Source organism: Congregibacter variabilis (assembly GCF_045689235.1).
Taxonomy (GTDB): domain Bacteria; phylum Pseudomonadota; class Gammaproteobacteria; order Pseudomonadales; family Halieaceae; genus Congregibacter; species Congregibacter variabilis.
Genome location: NZ_CP136864.1, coordinates 1164139 through 1181986, shown reverse-complemented (window position 1 = coordinate 1181986; position 17848 = coordinate 1164139). Strand labels below are relative to the sequence as shown.

The following is a 17848-nucleotide window of genomic DNA, read 5'->3' as shown; positions in this document are numbered from 1 at the left end:
GGCGGGCATTGCGATGCCCTTGATCAGCGATGCACTCAATGGGCACGTTAATTGCTGTATTTGACGTAGTTATCTTTGCCGCACTCCACGGCAGTGAATCCCTTGCTACAGGACTGACTCATGATTTACCCGGTAAAACCCGCGCTTGTCGCCACATTGCTGCTGTCTTTGGCTACGGCTCCGCTTATTGCAGACGAAGAGATGCCCGAGATTCCTGGTGAACTTCAAAGCATCCTTGAGACCCTGCCCAGCGAGAAGCTTGAGTACCTTATGGAAGAGGGTGAGGACTTTACAGGTACCTGGGAGAAGCTATTTGTGCGTCTACGGGGCAAGAGCGCTGGAGAGGTCGAGGCTTTTGTAGATGCCATGCAATATTTGGAGAGTGCCAGTAAGTTCAATCCGGAAACCGATATGGCTTCTATACCGCTGAATACTGAAGCGGAGGATTTCAACGGTTGGAAACTGATGAATCCCAAAGCACTGGCTACCCAACGTGAGCCGGGACCCATCCATCTGAGCTATTACGCCAGCAGCAGGAGCGGAGGCGTTCAAACCTTTGCAGGCGCACCCCTGGCGATTTATCCCGAAGACCTGATTGCCGGTGATGTTGAGGTGGCCATCGTCGGTGCGCCGCTGGATATGGGGACTTACTACCGGGGCCAGCGCTTCGGGCCTCAAGCTATGCGCACCGGTTACTACCGTGGCGGGAATGACATGGCCACCATGGTGAATCCCAGTAAAGTGCTGAGCATCGTGGATTACGGTGATATTGCTATCGATAACATGAGCACGGAGATCAGCGTGCACCACGTGCGTGAGCGCGTAGCTGAAATCGCCGCTACCGGGGCCATTCCCTTTATTGTAGGTGGCGACCACTCGCTGGAATACCCCGATATTGCAGGCCTTGCTGACGTGCACGGCAAAGGTAGCTTCGGTGTCGTGCATTTTGATTCTCACTTTGACGCGGGCAAGGGGCAGGCTCATTACATTACCCACGGGCAGCCTGTGTACCGTGCGATCAAGGAAGGTCACGTAAAAGCAGAAAACTTTATTCAGGTCGGCCTCCGGGGGCCGTGGCCCGGGGACTGGGGTTTCGAATGGATGCGCAACAATGGAATGCGCTACCACCCAATGGCCGAGGTAGAAAAGAAAGGCTGGAAAGAGGTGATGGAAGATGCGCTTCGCGAGGCCAGAGAAGGTACCGAGAAGCTGTTTATATCCTTTGATGTCGACGTATTGGATCCGGCTTTTGTACCGGGTACCGGTACGCCGGTTCCCGGTGGTCTAACTATGCGTGAGGCGATTCCCATCGTGCGGGCACTATGCACCGAAAGTGATCTCATTGGTTTTGAAATTGTGGAGCTCGATCCGCTGCTGGATAACACCTATCGATCAGCCCTCAACGCCAACTACATCATGCACGCCTGTTTGACTGGGATTGCCATGCGTAAAACGGGTATTACAGATGGCTCTTATCTTTCGGAGTTGTCTACCGAGGACCAGCAGCCTAAAGCAGGAAAACGTGGCCTTAAGGCCGGCGATACCGAAGAGATCGATCCGGATTACGGTCGTTCGCAGCCTTAATTAGATATGCCTTTTTGCTGGCGTTTTGGGCTCGATGAGTAAGCGAGGCTCTATGAAGCGTTTACTGAAGGACCCGGTACTGATTTTTTTCGTTTTAGGTGCCCTGCTCTTTGTGCTCTTTGGCCTCCTGCAGCGTGAGGAGTCGACGCCCATTGTGCTCAGTAATGGTGCCCAGGCACTGTTGGTGAGTGAATGGGAAATGCTGACGGGTCGATCGGCGGATTCGAATGATGTTCAGCGGATTGTCGAAGATTATTATGAGCGCGAACTGCTGTTTCGCGAGGGCCTCAGCCGCGAGCTTTATGCGAGCGATCCCAGTATTCGCGAGTTGATTATTGAACTCATGCAGCAGCAGGTTACCGGCGAAATTCTCGAGCCCTCAGGCAAGGACCTGGTCAATTTTTACACGGATAACATTGATCGCTATTACAGCGAGGCGACCATCAGTTTTACTCAACGCTTGTTTCGCGATGCACCACAGGCCCCCGATCAGCTGTTGGCACAGCTGAATCAAGGTGATGTCATCGGTGATGATCAGCTCTGGCAGGGTAAGGATTTTCCGAATTATGGCGTGAGTATGATTCGAGGCTTGTTTGGGCAGTCGCTGCTGGAGGTACTTGAAGAGATTTCTATCGCCGAGTGGCAGGGGCCTTATCAGTCTGCCGAGGGCTGGCACTACTTTCGCGTTGAGCGTCGTGACAAGCCAGTCCTGCTGTCGTTTGAGCGCGTGAAAGATCAGGTGATGGCTGACTATCAAGCCGAAGCCGTGTCTGCAGCGGTCGAGGCGTTTGTCGAGACGAAACGCGCTGCTTACCCCCTTGAGACTGGCTCCCGGTAGAAACCTGCGCGCACTGTATTTGTGCGAATCTCAGGCTTTTTTGCCATAAATTGGTGCAACTGCACGTCGTGGTGGTCTTCAGTCACGGCCCCTAGCGCCTGCTGGCGGTGGCTCGGCTTTTGCAAAGCTTTGCGGATACGCTTGATATGTCACGGAGTCATCATCAATGGATTTGTTTCCTCGCAAATTTTTCACGCCTGCCAGTGTTCGTTGCCTGGCTCTGAGCCTACTGTTGTCGCTGATCTCTTTCGGTGCTCGCAGTCAGGATCCAGAGCCTATCCGGGTGGGTGTGTTGCATTCACTGTCTGGAACCATGGCGATCAGCGAGACGACGCTCAAAGACACCGTTCTGATGTTAATAGAGCAGCAGAATGCCCGGGGAGGCCTTCTGGGGCGGCCCCTCGAGGCCGTTGTGGTTGATCCAGCGTCGGACTGGCCGCTCTTTGCAGAAAAGGCGCGAGAGTTACTTGTGCGAGAAAAGGTGGATGTGGTGTTTGGTTGCTGGACCTCGGTATCTCGCAAGTCCGTGCTGCCGGTGTTCGAGGAGCTCAATGGCTTGCTGTTTTACCCGGTTCAGTACGAGGGCGAGGAGTCCTCGCGAAATGTTTTTTATACGGGAGCGGCGCCTAATCAACAGGCGATTCCCGCTGTCGACTATTTAATGTCCCAGGGCGTCAAGCGCTGGGTGCTGGCGGGCACCGACTACGTTTATCCGCGAACGACCAATAAGATTCTTCAAGCCTATCTTGAGCAAAAGGGCGTGGCGTCAGAGGATATTCTCGTTAACTACACGCCGTTTGGTCACTCTGACTGGCAAAGTATCGTTGCCGAGATAAAGCGCTTTGGCAGCACAGGCGCGAAAACGGCGGTGGTATCTACCGTTAATGGCGATGCCAACGTGCCCTTTTACAAGGAGTTGGCAAACCAGGGTGTGAGCGCTACGGATATTCCTGTGATCGCCTTTTCGGTGGGTGAAGAAGAGCTCTCAGGAATCGATACCGCGCCTCTTGTCGGTCATTTAGCGGCGTGGAACTATTTTATGAGCGTCGAGGATGACGCCAACTTTGATTTCATCGACCAGTGGCTTGCGTTTATCGGCGATGACAATCGAGTGACCAATGATCCCATGGAAGCCCACTACATTGGCTTTAACATGTGGGCGAAAGCCGTAGAGGCAGCCCAGAGCACGGATTCCGATGCGGTGCAGGATGCCATCGTAGGTGTGAGCGTCCCTAACTTGTCTGGCGGCATGGCTACCATGCTACCCAACCACCACATCACCAAGCCTGTACTCATCGGCGAGATCCTTGACGATGGTCAGTTTCAGGTTGTTTGGGAGACTCCAGAGGCCGTGGCCGGCGACGCCTGGTCAGACTATTTGCCGGGTTCCAAAGATCTGGTGGCCGACTGGCGCGCGCCTATGCGCTGTGGCAACTATCAGCAAGATGAGAAGCGCTGTCTGGCTGAAAGTACCGAGTAGCGGCTTTTCCGAGTTTTCCTATGCTGCGCTCGCTGCTGTTGTGCTTACTGATCGCTCTGCCTGCTCAGGGGGCTTCGCTGCGCGACTGGGTTGATGAACTGGGGGCGGCAGACGGCGAGCAAAAACGCGAGTTGCTTGCGCAAATCGCTGCGAGTGGCGACGATAAATCCGATAGGGTTCTTGATGCTTTTGCGCGAGGCGCACTGTATTTGGATCGGCGCAACTCGTCGGTGGTGATCGCACAGCGGGAGGGCTCCAGTTACCTCCTGAGCGACGTGCTCTCTGGCGAGGATCTCGGGAGTGCCGGGCGACGAGACGTTCGGCGCATTGCTATAGACAATAGCCTTCGGGCAGAACTGCAGAGTCTACAGTCCATTGCTCGCCTGTCTGCCAGTGATGAGCAGCAACGCGCTTCTGCTATTGCTGAAATTCTTGCAGCGCCAACCGTTACCGCACTCAAGGCCCTCGCCGCTAGAGAGCCGTTGGAGCCTGTCGCCGAACTGCAGGAGCAGATTGCTATTGGTTTGGCGCTGCAATCAATAGCCGGGAGTGATCCGGCGAAGGTCGAAACGGCTTTGGTGGTACTGCGCGGACGTGTGGATCCGGTGGTGCGTGCTTCGCTGGCGACACTGGTCGAGCGCGAGGAGCTTCCCGAGGCGCTTCGCAAGGAGGCTGCAAGGCTTCTGTCTTTGGCCCAGAGCCGCTTGCTGTGGCTGAGCCGTCTCGAGTCATTGTTTTTTGGTCTCAGCCTGGGATCGGTGCTGTTGCTATCGGCTGTGGGTTTGGCGATCACCTTCGGTGTAATGGGTGTGATCAACATGGCGCATGGCGAGCTGATTATGTTGGGCGCGTATACCACCTGGGTCTTACAGCAACTATTGCCTGGGCACCCCGGTACTGCTTTGCTTCTGGCGATACCTGCGGCGTTCTTGGTGTCTGCCGCGGTGGGATTGGCGATTGAGCGCGGGGTCATACGCTTTCTGTACGGCCGGCCACTGGAAACGCTACTGGCAACCTTCGGCATTAGCCTGATCCTTCAGCAGGCGGTGCGCTCAATCTTCTCGCCGCTGAATCGATCCGTACTCACCCCCGAGTGGTTGAGCGGTGCCTGGGAGGTGACGCAGGGCCTCTCACTGACCTACAACCGAATGGCGATCTTGTTGTTCTCGCTCATGGTATTTGCGGGTTTGTTAACGCTAATGCGCTACACCCGCCTGGGTTTGCAAGTGCGTGCGGTGGCGCAAAATCGCGCTATGGCCAGAGCGCTGGGAGTGCGCAGCGCGCGAGTCGATGCCATGACCTTTGCGCTGGGATCCGGCGTGGCGGGAGTGGCGGGTGTTGCCCTGTCTCAACTGACAAACGTAGGGCCAAACTTAGGGCAGGCCTACATTATTGATTCATTTCTTGTGGTGGTGTTTGGCGGGGTTGGAAATCTCTGGGGCACCCTGGTGGCCGCGTTTTCTCTGGGCGTTGCCAATAAGGTTCTGGAGCCCGCTACAGGGGCCGTGCTTGCAAAAATACTTCTGTTGGTCGCCCTCATCCTGTTTCTCCAGCGCCGGCCTCAGGGTCTTTTTCCCCGCCTTGGTAGAGAAGATAGCAACTGATGTCGTATCAGGGCTCTTTTGTCCGCGAGCGCACGTATTTGATTACCGTGGCTCTACTAGTCTGTCTGGCGATTGGCGTGCCGTTATCGAACCTTCTTTTACCTCAGGAGTCGGGCTTCGCGCTGTCGAGTTACAGCGTTTCATTGTTGGGTAAGTATCTGTGCTATGCGCTTTTAGCCCTGGCCCTGGATCTTGTCTGGGGATATGCGGGGCTATTGAGCTTAGGGCACGGCGCTTTTTTTGCCCTGGGGGGTTATGCCATGGGCATGTACCTTATGCGCCAGATTGGCAGTCGCGGTGTGTACGGTGATCCAGAGCTCCCAGACTTTATGGTTTTTCTCGACTGGCAGGAGCTTCCCTGGTATTGGCTGGGTTTTGACAGCTTTGGTTTTTCCCTTGGCATGGCGCTGTTAATCCCCGGAGCACTTGCATTGCTGTTCGGGTGGCTGGCGTTTCGCTCTCGGGTAACCGGGGTCTATTTTTCGATCATGACCCAGGCCATGACCTTTGCATTGATGCTGGCTTTTTTTCGCAATGAGATGGGTTTTGGTGGGAATAATGGACTGACAGATTTCAAAGAGATCCTTGGCTTTGATATGCAATCCGACGCGGTGCGATGTGGCCTCTTTGCAGCGACCGCATTGTTGCTGCTTATCAGTTACATCGGCTGTCGCTGGATGCTCGCGACGCGCCTTGGTAGCGTGGTTGTTGCCTTACGGGATGCTGAATCGAGAGTGCGCTTTTTGGGGTATTCCGTAGCCAGCTACAAGCTAGTGGTTTTTGTTGTGTCAGCAATGCTTGCGGGTTTGGCGGGGGCGCTCTACGTGCCTCAGGTTGGGATCATTAACCCCGGTGAGTTTCAGCCGCTCAATTCTATCGAGATAGCGATCTGGGTGGCTGTTGGTGGCAGGGGAACGCTACACGGAGCGATGCTGGGAGCGGTCATTATCGCCGCCGCAGAGACCATGCTTACTGCACGCCTGCCCGAGCTTTGGTTGTTTGCGTTGGGCGCGTTGTTTTTGCTGGTCACCTTGCTCCTTCCCCAAGGCGTTGTCGGTCTTTTCGCGGGGCGTCGCAGTGACTGAATCAATCGATACGCGCCATGGTGTCATTCTCTACCTCGAGGATGTCAGCGTAAGTTTTTCGGGATACAAAGCGCTGAACAATTTATCTCTCGCCATTGATAAGGGGGAGCTACGCTGTCTTATTGGCCCCAACGGTGCGGGCAAGACCACCCTGATGGACGTCATTACTGGCAAAACGCGACCTGATCGAGGTTCTGTGTTTCTCGGTCAGGATATCAATCTTCTGCAACACGACGAGGCGACAATTGCCCGCTTGGGTATCGGTCGCAAGTTCCAAAAGCCCTCGGTGTTTCCAAAGCAGACAGTTCGCGACAATCTTGCCTTGGCTGTGCAGGGGAATCGCTCGCCCTGGGAAGCGCTGTGGTATCGCCCAAGCTCCGTAGATACTGACCGAGTTGCAAGCCTGCTTGAGACTGTGGCTTTGGATTCTGTAGCTCATAAGTTGGCTGGAGGCCTTTCCCATGGTCAGAAGCAGTGGCTGGAAATCGGTATGCTGCTAGCACAGGAGCCATTGTTGCTGCTGATTGACGAGCCCGTTGCCGGAATGACACAACAAGAAACTGAGCGCACCGCACAGTTGTTGCAGTCACTGGTGCCTCAGCGCTCTGTGGTTGTGGTTGAGCACGATATGGTTTTTGTTCGCTCTATTGCCCGTAAGGTAAGCGTGCTTCATGAAGGCGCTGTACTTATGGAAGGCAGCATTGATGAAGTGCAGTCTGATAGCCAAGTGCGAGAAGTCTATTTAGGTGAGGCATGCTGAGTATTCGCGGGCTTAACCAGTATTACGGCGCCAGCCATACGCTGCGGGATATCCAATTGGACATCCAGAGTGGGCGGGTATTCTGTCTCATGGGCCGTAACGGTGTGGGCAAAACAACACTTCTCAATACCGTACTGGGATTACTGCCAGCCCAAAGTGGAGATATAGAGTTCAAAGGTGCTGCCATTGATAGGCTTGCAACCGAGGACCGGGTCGCTCAGGGCATTGGCTATGTGCCTCAGGGGAGAATGATTTTCCCGGACCTTTCCGTAATGGAGAACCTCCGTGTAGCTCTTGCCGGACGTCGAGGCGGCGATTCGAAGATTCCCCAACAGATATTTGATTTTTTTCCGGTTCTGGCCGAGATGGCGGATCGTCGTGGCGGAGATTTATCGGGCGGTCAACAGCAGCAGCTGGCCATTGGTCGAGCTTTGGTGCTGGAGCCGAGTATTCTACTGCTGGACGAACCGTGCGAGGGTATTCAGCCGAACATAGTGCAGCTCATCGCTGAGGTTATTCAGCGCTTACGTTCAGAGCAGGGCTTAAGCGTGCTGCTCGTAGAGCAAAAGCTCCCGTTTGCCCGGTCAGTGGCTGATGATTTTGCAATTATGGATCGAGGAGCAGTAGTGGCTACTGGTGCCATGGATGAGCTCTCAGAGAGTCTGGTGGGCGAATATCTGACGGTCTGATCTGTACATCGGATCTCTGCCAGTGACTTTACTCGGGCGTTACTGCGCAGTGAGTCAGCCCACGAGCTCGAATTGCGGCATTTTCCAGAACTCTGGCGGTGCCTGCTGCCTTATACTGTGCGTTTTTTGGACGTATTCCCATGGATGACGAGAAGAGCCGCCAGGCAGCCCGGGAAGCCGCGCTGCGATACCACGCGTACCCTAAGCCCGGTAAGTTGGAAATTCGCGCCACAAAACCTCTCGCCAATGGTCAGGATCTCGCGAGAGCCTACTCCCCCGGCGTCGCTGAGGCTTGTCTGGAGATCGTCAAAGATCCAGCGGCTGCAGCGAAATACACCGCACGAGGAAACCTGGTTGCCGTAGTCAGCAATGGCAGTGCGGTATTGGGCCTGGGCAATATCGGTGGCTTGGCTGCAAAACCAGTGATGGAAGGCAAGGCTGTTCTGTTCAAGAACTTTGCAGGAATCGATTGCTTTGACATTGAACTGAACGAATCAGATCCAGAGAAGCTTGCGGATATAGTCTGTGCTATGGAGCCGTCTTTTGGGGCGATTAACCTGGAAGACATCAAAGCCCCCGACTGTTTTATTGTTGAGCAGCGGTGCCGGGAGCGCATGAATATTCCGGTCTTTCATGATGATCAGCACGGCACTGCCATTGTTGTAGGCGCCGCCGTCACCAATGCTCTGCATATTGCCGGCAAGCGCTTCGAAGATATCAAGATCGTGTCAACCGGTGGTGGCGCTGCGGGTATCGCCTGCCTGAATATGCTGCTGAAACTGGGTGTGCAGCGAAAAAACGTTTGGTTGTGCGATGTTCAGGGCCTTGTGTACGAAGGTCGCGCGGAAGATATGAACCCTCAGAAATCTGCCTTCGCTCAAGCTAGCGACAGTCGCGATCTCGATGATGTGATCGACGGTGCTGATTTGTTTTTGGGACTCAGCGCGCCCAAAGTGTTGACTGCCCCGATGGTGGCGCGCATGGCTCAGCGACCAATTGTCTTTGCTTTGGCTAACCCCACACCAGAGATACTCCCTGATGAGGTTCGCAAGGTTGCCCCCGATGCAATTATTGCAACCGGTCGCTCGGACTACCCGAATCAGGTGAACAACGTACTGTGTTTTCCGTTCATATTCCGGGGCGCCCTGGATGTAGGCGCTACCGAGATTAACGACGCTATGCAGATCGCCTGCATAGACGGGATTGCCGCTCTTGCCCGGGCGACTACAAGCGCAGAGGCGGCTGAAGCGTATCGAGGCGAGCAGTTGGTCTTTGGTGTCGATTATCTTATTCCCAAGCCCTTTGATCCTCGGCTGATGGGGGTGGTGGCGAGTGCTGTCGCCAGTGCGGCAATGGACACAGGCGTGGCCACTCGTCCGGTGGACGACCTGGCAGCCTATCGAGAAAAGCTCGATGGCTCGGTGTTCCGTTCTTCGATGATTATGCGGCCTGTGTTTGCAGCCGCCGCACGTTCACAGCGACGCATTGTGTTTGCCGAAGGCGAAGACGAACGGGTACTGAGAACAGCGCAGGCGATTATTGAGGAAATGACAGATACGCCGATTCTCATCGGTCGCCCCGAAGTGATTGCCAGGCGCTGTGAGAAAGCGGGTCTGACCATTAAGCCCGGTGAAGACTTTGAGGTGGTGAATCCCGAGGATGATTCTCGCCACCGCAAGTACTGGGAAGCATACCTTAAGCTCATGGCCAGACGGGGCGTAACTCCGGATCTTGCGAAAGTCATTATGCGAACCAACACCACTGCAATTGCAGCGATCATGGTGTACTGCGGTGATGCCGATAGCATGGTCTGTGGAAGCTTTGGGCAGTATTTATGGCATCTTAACTACGTGCGCCAAATACTCGCCCATGATGGAGCACACCCTCGCGGTGCACTGTCTTTGATGATCACTGAAGACGAGCCATTGTTTATTGCCGATACCCATGTGCATCCAGAGCCGACGCCGGAGCAGATCGCCGATACGGTAATGGCGGCTGCAAATCATGTCCGTCGTTTTGGTTTAAAACCCAATATTGCACTGTGCTCTCATTCGCAGTTTGGCAACCTCGATATCGATAGCGGACGTCGAGTGCGACAAGCCATGGCCTTGCTAGAGGCCCGGGAACCTGACTTTGCCTACGAGGGTGAGATGCACACCGACTCGGCATTGGACCCGGAGCTGCGCGCGAGGATTTTTCCGAACTCCCGTTTGGAAGGGCCGGCCAATGTGCTGGTATTTGCCTACGGGGATGCTGCCTCCGGTGTTCGCAACATTCTGAAGATGCGGGGAGGGGCGTTAGAAGTGGGGCCCATCCTTATGGGAATGGGTAACCGCGCTCATATTGTGACGCCATCGATTACTGCCCGCGGTCTACTTAATATCTCCGCTCTGGCCGGTACTGACGTAGTTCATTACGGATAGAGTCCGCGGTACGCAGCCTGGAGCTTCGTAAGTCTATTGGCCGAACAACTTGCCCAGTCCTTGGAGGTCCAGGGGCTTCGCTGGCAGTTCAAAGCGTTCATTGGCAACCGTCTCGCCACTGATTTCTGTGACGGTCATCTCCTTGCCGTAGCGAAGAATTCCGGCCTTTAATCTGTTCAAACGTTCACGAATGTCCTGGCCCTGAGCCTTGGCTTTATCCTGCCCCGGCGTCATTGTCTGCGCAAAACTCATCATTTGAAACATCGCGTCGCGGAACTCCAGAGCCCGGATGTCCGTAGACAGCACGAGCGATTCACCACGCTCTTGACCACTGTCATCAATAAACGTAACGGTATATACATGGCCTTGTATGCCGGCAACAATCTCCTTCTCGCCGGTGTCTTCCAGGGACACTATTTCAGCACCCAGGTCACCGTGGATAGCCTGAGGCGCCATATCTGAGAAGCCCTTCAGCATAGCGCCTGCGTCAAACACCATGGCTTGGCCGTTGTTGTAGCCCACCGTGTAAAAGTGGCCATCTCTCAATAGCGCGTACCCGCTGTTTTGTGTTGCATTAATTCGCAGCATATTGCCGTTGTACTCAAACTGCGCGGCGTCGCCTGCAATGCCACTGACTGATGCGCTGCCAGCGAATGCGTGGGATGTCATCAGTCCCCAAATTATTGAGATGCAAATAAGCATCTGCGGTTTGTGCGAATGCATGGATAACTCCGTTTTCGTTAATGCAAGGTTTAGTGAAACGATATCCTAGCTGTAATTAGACGCTTAGTTCGGTCGAGTTCACTGCAAGGTAGTAGCGATACTGTGCAGCCAGGCATACCGGTGCGGCGATGATAAGTCCCAAGCCTAAGGGTAGGCTGGCAACCATACAGATAACCGCTAACAACAAAGCGAACAGCGCATAGCTCCAAAAGTGTGCATGGATGAGTCTTCGGCTGTTTTCCATCGCCGGCCAGAAGTCCTGCTTCCGATCGACGATCAATAGCGTGGTAAAGCCATAGCTGATGAGCAGATAAAGGCCGGGTAGAACCAGCAAAAACAACCCGATAGCGACGAATAGCGAGATGAGAAGGGATGCAATTAGCAGGGGTAGAAACTGCTGGAAGCCGTCAAAAAGGTTGCTGATGGTGACGGCCTCACCGCGATCAACTCGCATGATCATGCCGTACAGACCTGCGAGTAGCGGGGGGTATACCACCGTACCTAACAGAGGTATGAGGCCAGCAATGCCGCATATCACCGCCATCAGTATGGTCGCGCCTGAAAGCAAAACAGGGTCTTTTCTGTATAGCGCCCAGCCTTCACTCAAGCAGTCGCCGATGTCCGGGGAGATTCGATCAGTCATTGAGCAAGGCTAGCATAAGCTGACGACCGAAGAGTCGGTGCGAGAAAGATGCTGCCCGGGAAAGCCTAAAGCTAGCCGTTCATCTGTAGACCAAAGCCGAGGGGGAATAGCGGTGCAGTGCTCGAATCATTGATAGATGCAGCGTCTGCTGGCCATGCAAATGACAGGCGACCCTGAAAATCATAATCACCAAATAGCACGTCAGCCACACCGTTCCCTTCGGAGCCAGGTAACCATGCCGCCACAAATGCCTGTGCCGCAGCAATCTCCGGGCCCACTGGTAAGGGTCGGCCAGAGATAAGCACCGCGACCACAGGAATGCCCTTGGCCGCTATGGCTGAGATGATGGCCAGGTCCTCCGGGTGCGCGGCCGCGTGCTCAAGAGTGCGACCATAAGGCTCCAGTACCTTCATTTCACCACGAATTTGAGACCCTGCCTCGACAATAACGTTATCGCCCGGGCGTACGTCACCCATGCCTTCGGCGTAGGGCCTTTCACCGATCACTACGACAGCGATGTCATGCTTTGCAGGGTCCGCGTCGCCTGCGAAGGGATCCTCGCTCAGTGCGGCATTGGGCGCGACGCTTTGGATGCCCTCCCAAACCGAGCAGCCACCTTCGATGCTGTCGTTGTCTTCCACGCCCTGCCAGGCGATGGTGAATCCACCGCACTGGTGGCCACGATTGTGGGCGCTTTTGCCAGCGACCAGAATTCTGGCGTCTCGCTTGAGGGGCAACGTGGCTTGATCGTTTTTCAGAAGAACCAGAGACTTGCGCACGGCTTCCCGGGCTACGTCTCTAGTCTCCGTGCCACCGAAGACTGTGTCATTAGACCAGCGACGATCCAGGGGACGTGGTTTGTCAAACAGGCCAAAGGCAAACTTGACCCGTAGAATACGTCGCACAGCATCGTCGATACGGCTCAGGGGCACGGTGCCTTTTTCTACATGGGTTACGAGATGACGGATGAGCTGCCTCCAGTCCACAGAGACCATGAACATGTCGATGCCCGCGTTCACCGACATACCTACGGCGTCGTAGTAGCTTTTGGACAGATAGTCGATACCGTCCCAATCAGAGATTACAAAACCGTCGAATCCCAATTCGCCTTTGAGAATGTCAGTGAGGAGTTGGCGGTGGCCGTGACACTTGTCGCCATTCCAGCTGTTGAATGAAGCCATTACGGTGAGAACGCCCTGGTCTATTGCAGGTCGGTAGGGTGCGATGTGCGTGGACTGAAGCTCTTCAAGACTGACCGTGGTTTCCCCCTGATCAATGCCGTGGGTCGTGCCGCCGTCGCCAACCCAGTGCTTGACGCATGCCACGACAGCATCGTCGCCCATATCGCCCTGCATGCCATCTATAAAAGGCGCGGCGTAGCTGCCAACAAGCCCGGGATCTTCAGAGTAGCTTTCATAGGTTCGGCCCCAGTGGATATCGCGAGCCACTGCCAGCGTGGGCGCGAAAGTCCAGTCCACGCCCGTCGCCAAAATTTCTTTGGCGGTTGCCTGGGCTATACGTTTAATCAGGTCCGGGTCACGGGCCGCGCCAAGGCCGATGTTGTGCGGAAAGACCGTAGCGCCGCGAACGTTTCCGTTACCGTGGATAGCGTCAACTCCGTACAGCAGTGGTATCGCCAGATGCTCGCCATCAGCCTCCATAGAGGCCATCCAGTAGGCGTCATTCATGTTGACCCAATCGCCGGGATGGTTGTCGCCAGGACAGGAGCCGCCGCCACTGAGCACTGAGCCGATGTGGAACTCCTTAACGTCTTCAGGCGTGCATGCCATGCGCTCAGGCTGGGTCATTTGACCGATTTTTTGCTCAAGACTCATTTGCGAAAGTAGTTCTTCCACCTTCGCTGCCAGGTTCGGATCTTTCAATTTATTATTCATGCCATAAATCTCGCGAGTGTTAAGCGTGGATTTCAAACTCTGCCCAAAGTGGTGCGTCTGAGCTGCCGCCTATCCATACGTGAAACTGCCCCGGTTCGGTGGTCAGTTGCATATCACGGTTATAGAACGCCAAGTCATCGGTATGTATACGGAAGCTGATGCGCTGACGCTCGCCGGGCTTTAAGTGAATTCGCCGAAAGCCCTTGAGTTCTTTGATCGGGCGGGTCACGTTGCCCACGAGATCTCGGATGTAAAGTTGAACGACTTCTTCGCCCGCATGACTACCCATGTTAACCACGTCGGCAGAAATATCGAGGCTCTGTCCCATGCCTATTGAGTGATGTGAGGTGGTTATCTTCACGTACTGGAATCGACCGTAGGAAAGACCGTAGCCAAAAGGAAACAGGGGTTTGAAGCCTGCATCAAGATGGAACGAGGTCATTCCCAGTGATGTTTGGGGTGCACGGGGAGGGACCTCATTAATGTCGACACAGCTTTCTTCGGTTGCCGGGCGCCCGGTGTTCTTTTGCGCATAGTGAATGGGAACCTGTCCCACTACCCGGGGAAAAGTCACGGGTAATTTTCCTGATGGCGATTCCAGTCCGAACAGCAAATCGGCGATAGCTGGCCCACCCATAGTTCCCGGATGCCAGGCGTAAAGTACGGCATCCGCATGAGCCAGCACAGGTTCGATAGTAAGTGGGCGTCCCGCCATAATCACGACGATGACGGGCTTGCCGGTACTGGCAACCGCCTCGATTAGTGCCTGTTGGTGACCGGGCAGATCGATGTTGGCGCGGGAGTGTGCCTCGCCAGACATAAATGCCTCCTCGCCCACAACGATGATCGCAGCGTCGGACTGTTCGGCGGCTGTTTTGGCTGCGGCAAAGTCGTCTTCGCTGGCAGCTCGGGTGGTCTCCAGTGCTTTTTCGTAGTGGATCTCCACAGTGCGACCGATGAGTTCGTCGATGGCCTGGCGGCAGGTGACACTGTTGGCTGCGTCTCCGTCAAAGACCCAGGTTCCCATCTGTTCGTAGCCGTCGTCAGCCAAAGGGCCAATTAGCGCGACAGAGTCTAGCTTGGCCGGTGTTAGCGGTAAGGTCTGCCGTACATTTTTTAACAGCACGCAGCTCTGCATAGCCGCTTGTTTTGCGGCTTTGAGATTGGCTTTATTAAGAAGCTCCGGATGTTGGGCAGGGTCGGTGTATGGTTGCTCGAATAAGCCCAGCTCGAACTTCAGCCGCAGGACTCGCTCTACCATGCGGTCGATCTGTTCAAGAGTGATTTTATTCTCACCCACCAGACCTTCCAGGTGATCGCGATAGGATGAGCTCGCCATCTCCATGTCTATGCCCGCCGTGGCCGCTTCGTAGGCGGCCTGCTCATCGTCGTGGGTGAATCCATGGACACTCATTTCCACAATGGACTCCCAGTCGCTGACGACCATGCCCTGATAGCTCCATTCCTGACGAAGAATCTGGTCCATGAGCCAGCGGTTTCCTGTGGCTGGCACGCCATTGAGGTCACAAAACGCCGACATAAAAGTGGCTACGCCGGCGTCTGCAGCGGCTTTGAAGGGGCGCAGATAGACATTGCGCATTTCGTTTTCCGGAATGTTTGAGGTGTTGTAGTCTCGGCCACCCTCGGCAGCGCCGTAGCCCGCAAAGTGTTTCGCACAGGCGGCAATAGCATCCGGGGCCGAAAGGTCGTCACTCTGGAAGCCCCGAATCATGGCGGTGCCCAGCTTGCTGCAAAGATAAGGGTCTTCGCCCAGAGACTCAGCGATGCGTCCCCAGCGGGGATCGCGCGTGATGTCGATCATCGGGGCGAAGGTCCAGTTGATGCCGGCGCGCACAGCTTCTTCAGCACTCACTCGGGCGCCAGCTTCGACCACCGCTGGATTCCAGCTGGCGGCCTGACCCAGGGGTATGGGGAACACAGTTTTAAAGCCGTGGATTACATCCCGGCCAATAAGCAGTGGGATACCTAAACGGCTTTCTTCTACCGCGAGGCGCTGAAGCTCGTTGACGATGTTGACATCGGGTTCGTTAAGTATGGAGCCAACCTGACCGCGGCGAATGCTGTCGGCTAACTCATCGGGTATCCATCCGCCGCCAGCCTGTAGCTGGCTCATCTGGCCGATCTTCTCGTCAAGCCCCATGGCACTGAGAAGTTCTGCCACTCGGCTTTCTACGCTGAGCTGTGTGTCCACCGCAAGATTCTGTGCTGTTTCACTGCTCATTCATGTCTCCATTACCGTCGCTGCTAGAGCTCCCCAGACGAAGCTGAACCTGGGTGTCTGCTCGTTTTGTATGCATGCCGTTCCCGCGTGATTTTCCGGTGCTGAAACTGCGACGGTGAAGATATAGCGGCCATCTTTCAGCACAACAAATTTCGGTTCAAGCGGGTCTGAATTGCGTCAGAACGGACCGTCCGACAGTTTGTGCAATTATTTAATCCTTATAGTGACTAGTATGCAGTGCAGACGCAGAGCTTTCGAGCCGTGATATCCGGCTTGTCCCGACGGGAGTCCCGTTCGGCGCATGGTTGTTGTACCCTAGGCCAAGCTACATAAGATCAAGCGGGTAACTGTTTGCCTCACGCGTTGCTATTACCGCTTGCGCGACTTAATAACAAATCTAAAGAAAAAGGTTGTCTATGCATACCGAAGAGCTCTCGTTCCGAGAGAAGCTGGGATACGGGCTGGGTGATACGGCTTCCAATTTTTTCTTTCAGGTCTTCAATCTTTTCCTTATGTATTACTACACCGATATTTTCGGTTTGCCGCCCGCGGCGGTCGGTGCCATGTTTTTGGTGACCAAGATTATTGATGCGGTAAGTGATCCTGTCATGGGGCTTATTGCTGATAGAACGAACACGCGTTGGGGAAAATATCGGCCCTACATTTTCTGGGGCGCGATCCCCTATGGCCTGTGCGGATACCTGATGTTCGCTGGTCCGGAAATGTCTCAAACCGGGAAGTTGATTTATGCCTACGTGACCTACACAGCCATGATGCTTGCCTACACGGTAGTCAACGTTCCCTATTCTGCGTTGATGGGAGTGATATCTCCGTCCTCAATCGAGCGGACAAAAGTAGCTGGCTATCGATTTATCTGCGCATTCGCTGCGGGTTGGTTGATAGCTACTTTTGTTGGGCCACTGAAGAATTTACTCGGCGGTGGAGACGAGGCGATGGGATTTCGTCTCACTATGATTATCTTTGCGGTGTTATCCGTTGCGCTGTTCTGGGTAACTTTTGCGACAACCAAAGAGCGCGTCGTGCCGCACATCACTAAATCTAACGTGCGGCTGGATATCAAGACACTCCTGTCAAACGGCCCGTGGGCAGTTTTGTTTGCCTCTGCCATTGTTACGCTCATGAATATTGCTGTGCGCAATGGCTCGCTCCTGTACTACTTCAAGTATTACGTTGGTGATGATGGTGAGCCTTTGTTTCTCATTTTCGACAAAACAGCGGTATTTCTGTCTCTGGGACTGCTCGCGATGATTGGGGGTATCCTGCTGACACGGTATTTGGCTGAGCATTTTGAAAAACGTGCTCTGATGATTGCATTGACCTTGCTTAATGCCGTGACAATGGCGACGTTTTTCTATATCCCGCCCGATCAGTACTGGCTAATGGTTTTGGTTAACTGCATTGGTTCCTTTCTTATCGGTCCGACGCCTGCGTTGGTGTGGTCCATGTATGCCGATTGCGCGGATTATGGTGAGTGGAAGAGCGGGCGGCGAATCACAGCCTTAGTTTTCTCCACCGTACAATTTGCGCAAAAGATGGGGCTCGCAGTGGGGGCGGGCTTTTTGGGAATCGTATTGGGCGCTTTTGGTTTCGTAGCCAATGAGGTGCAATCGGAGACCTCCATGATGGGTATACGACTGATGTTCAGTATTCTTCCTGCTGCCTTGGCGGTGCTGGGCGCGGCATTCATCTTCTTCTATCGCATCGATCAGGAGACTATCGTAGAAATGGAAGAAGCCTTGGCCCTGCGTCATGCTAAGACTGCAGAAGATGCTGAGGGCGCACAGGCCTAAGGACGCTCCTGGCTTTTGCTGCCTACTGCGGTGGATTGGTTCATTGCAGTGGCGGTTCCCCTGAGCCTGAT

General features: G+C 54.7%; 13 protein-coding genes. 9 read left to right on the top strand and 4 right to left on the bottom strand.

Going from position 1 to position 17848, the window contains the following annotated elements:
* Nucleotides 1-120 precede the first annotated feature (120 nt).
* The 8 genes from R0135_RS05270 to R0135_RS05235 all read left to right on the top strand — a co-directional run bounded on the left by R0135_RS05270 (nt 121) and on the right by R0135_RS05235 (nt 10463).
* A complete protein-coding gene (locus R0135_RS05270) occupies nt 121-1584 on the top strand; it encodes an agmatinase family protein (RefSeq protein ID WP_407349207.1) in 1464 nt (487 codons plus the stop codon).
* Nucleotides 1585-1636: 52 nt separating this feature from the next.
* Nucleotides 1637-2422, top strand: a complete 786-nt coding sequence (locus tag R0135_RS05265) for a peptidyl-prolyl cis-trans isomerase (RefSeq protein ID WP_407349206.1) — start codon at nt 1637-1639, stop codon at nt 2420-2422.
* Between the two features lie 166 nt (nt 2423-2588).
* The gene (urtA, locus tag R0135_RS05260) at nt 2589-3902 is read left to right on the top strand and encodes an urea ABC transporter substrate-binding protein (protein ID WP_407349205.1); all 1314 of its coding nucleotides are present in this window, start codon (nt 2589-2591) and stop codon (nt 3900-3902) included.
* 20 nt (nt 3903-3922) lie between these two features.
* Nucleotides 3923-5506 carry an urea ABC transporter permease subunit UrtB gene (urtB, locus tag R0135_RS05255; RefSeq protein ID WP_407349204.1) on the top strand — a complete coding sequence of 528 codons (1584 nt, stop codon included), beginning with the start codon at nt 3923-3925 and terminating at the stop codon, nt 5504-5506.
* On the top strand, nt 5506-6591 hold the full coding sequence (urtC, locus tag R0135_RS05250; protein ID WP_407349203.1) for an urea ABC transporter permease subunit UrtC: 1086 nt from the start codon (nt 5506-5508) through the stop codon (nt 6589-6591). Before urtB ends, urtC begins: the two co-directional genes overlap by 1 nt.
* On the top strand, nt 6584-7351 hold the full coding sequence (urtD, locus tag R0135_RS05245; protein ID WP_407349202.1) for an urea ABC transporter ATP-binding protein UrtD: 768 nt from the start codon (nt 6584-6586) through the stop codon (nt 7349-7351). The genes urtC and urtD overlap by 8 nt, the downstream gene beginning before the upstream one ends.
* On the top strand, nt 7345-8040 hold the full coding sequence (gene urtE / locus R0135_RS05240; RefSeq protein WP_407349201.1) for an urea ABC transporter ATP-binding subunit UrtE: 696 nt from the start codon (nt 7345-7347) through the stop codon (nt 8038-8040). Before urtD ends, urtE begins: the two co-directional genes overlap by 7 nt.
* 98 nt (nt 8041-8138) lie before the next feature.
* Nucleotides 8139-10463: an NADP-dependent malic enzyme gene (locus R0135_RS05235; protein ID WP_407349200.1), complete on the top strand. Its 2325-nt coding sequence runs from the start codon at nt 8139-8141 to the stop codon at nt 10461-10463.
* 33 nt (nt 10464-10496) lie between these two features.
* Here R0135_RS05235 and R0135_RS05230 read toward each other — a convergent pair whose 3' ends face one another.
* The 4 genes from R0135_RS05230 to bglX form a co-directional block, all read right to left on the bottom strand.
* Nucleotides 10497-11186 (bottom strand): hypothetical protein, encoded by a 690-nt coding sequence (locus tag R0135_RS05230; protein WP_407349199.1) that lies wholly within the window; start codon nt 11184-11186, stop codon nt 10497-10499.
* A 55-nt stretch (nt 11187-11241) separates the two neighbouring features.
* A complete protein-coding gene (locus R0135_RS05225) occupies nt 11242-11829 on the bottom strand; it encodes a hypothetical protein (protein ID WP_407349198.1) in 588 nt (195 codons plus the stop codon).
* 71 nt (nt 11830-11900) lie between these two features.
* Nucleotides 11901-13724, bottom strand: a complete 1824-nt coding sequence (locus R0135_RS05220; protein WP_407349197.1) for a glycoside hydrolase family 3 protein — start codon at nt 13722-13724, stop codon at nt 11901-11903.
* Nucleotides 13725-13743: 19 nt separating this feature from the next.
* Nucleotides 13744-15966, bottom strand: a complete 2223-nt coding sequence (gene bglX, locus R0135_RS05215) for a beta-glucosidase BglX (protein ID WP_407349196.1) — start codon at nt 15964-15966, stop codon at nt 13744-13746.
* 416 nt (nt 15967-16382) lie between these two features.
* On the opposite strand from bglX, the gene R0135_RS05210 reads away from it, so the two are divergent.
* The gene (locus R0135_RS05210) at nt 16383-17777 is read left to right on the top strand and encodes an MFS transporter (RefSeq protein WP_407349195.1); all 1395 of its coding nucleotides are present in this window, start codon (nt 16383-16385) and stop codon (nt 17775-17777) included.
* Nucleotides 17778-17848 lie beyond the last annotated feature (71 nt).

Coding starts and splice junctions, on each gene's coding strand:
- R0135_RS05270 (WP_407349207.1), top strand. CDS start 121: ATGATTTACCCGGTAAAACCCGCGCTTGTCGCCACATTGCTGCTGTCT.
- R0135_RS05265 (WP_407349206.1), top strand. CDS start 1,637: ATGAAGCGTTTACTGAAGGACCCGGTACTGATTTTTTTCGTTTTAGGT.
- urtA (WP_407349205.1), top strand. CDS start 2,589: ATGGATTTGTTTCCTCGCAAATTTTTCACGCCTGCCAGTGTTCGTTGC.
- urtB (WP_407349204.1), top strand. CDS start 3,923: ATGCTGCGCTCGCTGCTGTTGTGCTTACTGATCGCTCTGCCTGCTCAG.
- urtC (WP_407349203.1), top strand. CDS start 5,506: ATGTCGTATCAGGGCTCTTTTGTCCGCGAGCGCACGTATTTGATTACC.
- urtE (WP_407349201.1), top strand. CDS start 7,345: ATGCTGAGTATTCGCGGGCTTAACCAGTATTACGGCGCCAGCCATACG.
- R0135_RS05230 (WP_407349199.1), bottom strand. CDS start 11,186: ATGCATTCGCACAAACCGCAGATGCTTATTTGCATCTCAATAATTTGG.
- R0135_RS05225 (WP_407349198.1), bottom strand. CDS start 11,829: ATGACTGATCGAATCTCCCCGGACATCGGCGACTGCTTGAGTGAAGGC.
- R0135_RS05220 (WP_407349197.1), bottom strand. CDS start 13,724: ATGAATAATAAATTGAAAGATCCGAACCTGGCAGCGAAGGTGGAAGAA.
- bglX (WP_407349196.1), bottom strand. CDS start 15,966: ATGAGCAGTGAAACAGCACAGAATCTTGCGGTGGACACACAGCTCAGC.
- R0135_RS05210 (WP_407349195.1), top strand. CDS start 16,383: ATGCATACCGAAGAGCTCTCGTTCCGAGAGAAGCTGGGATACGGGCTG.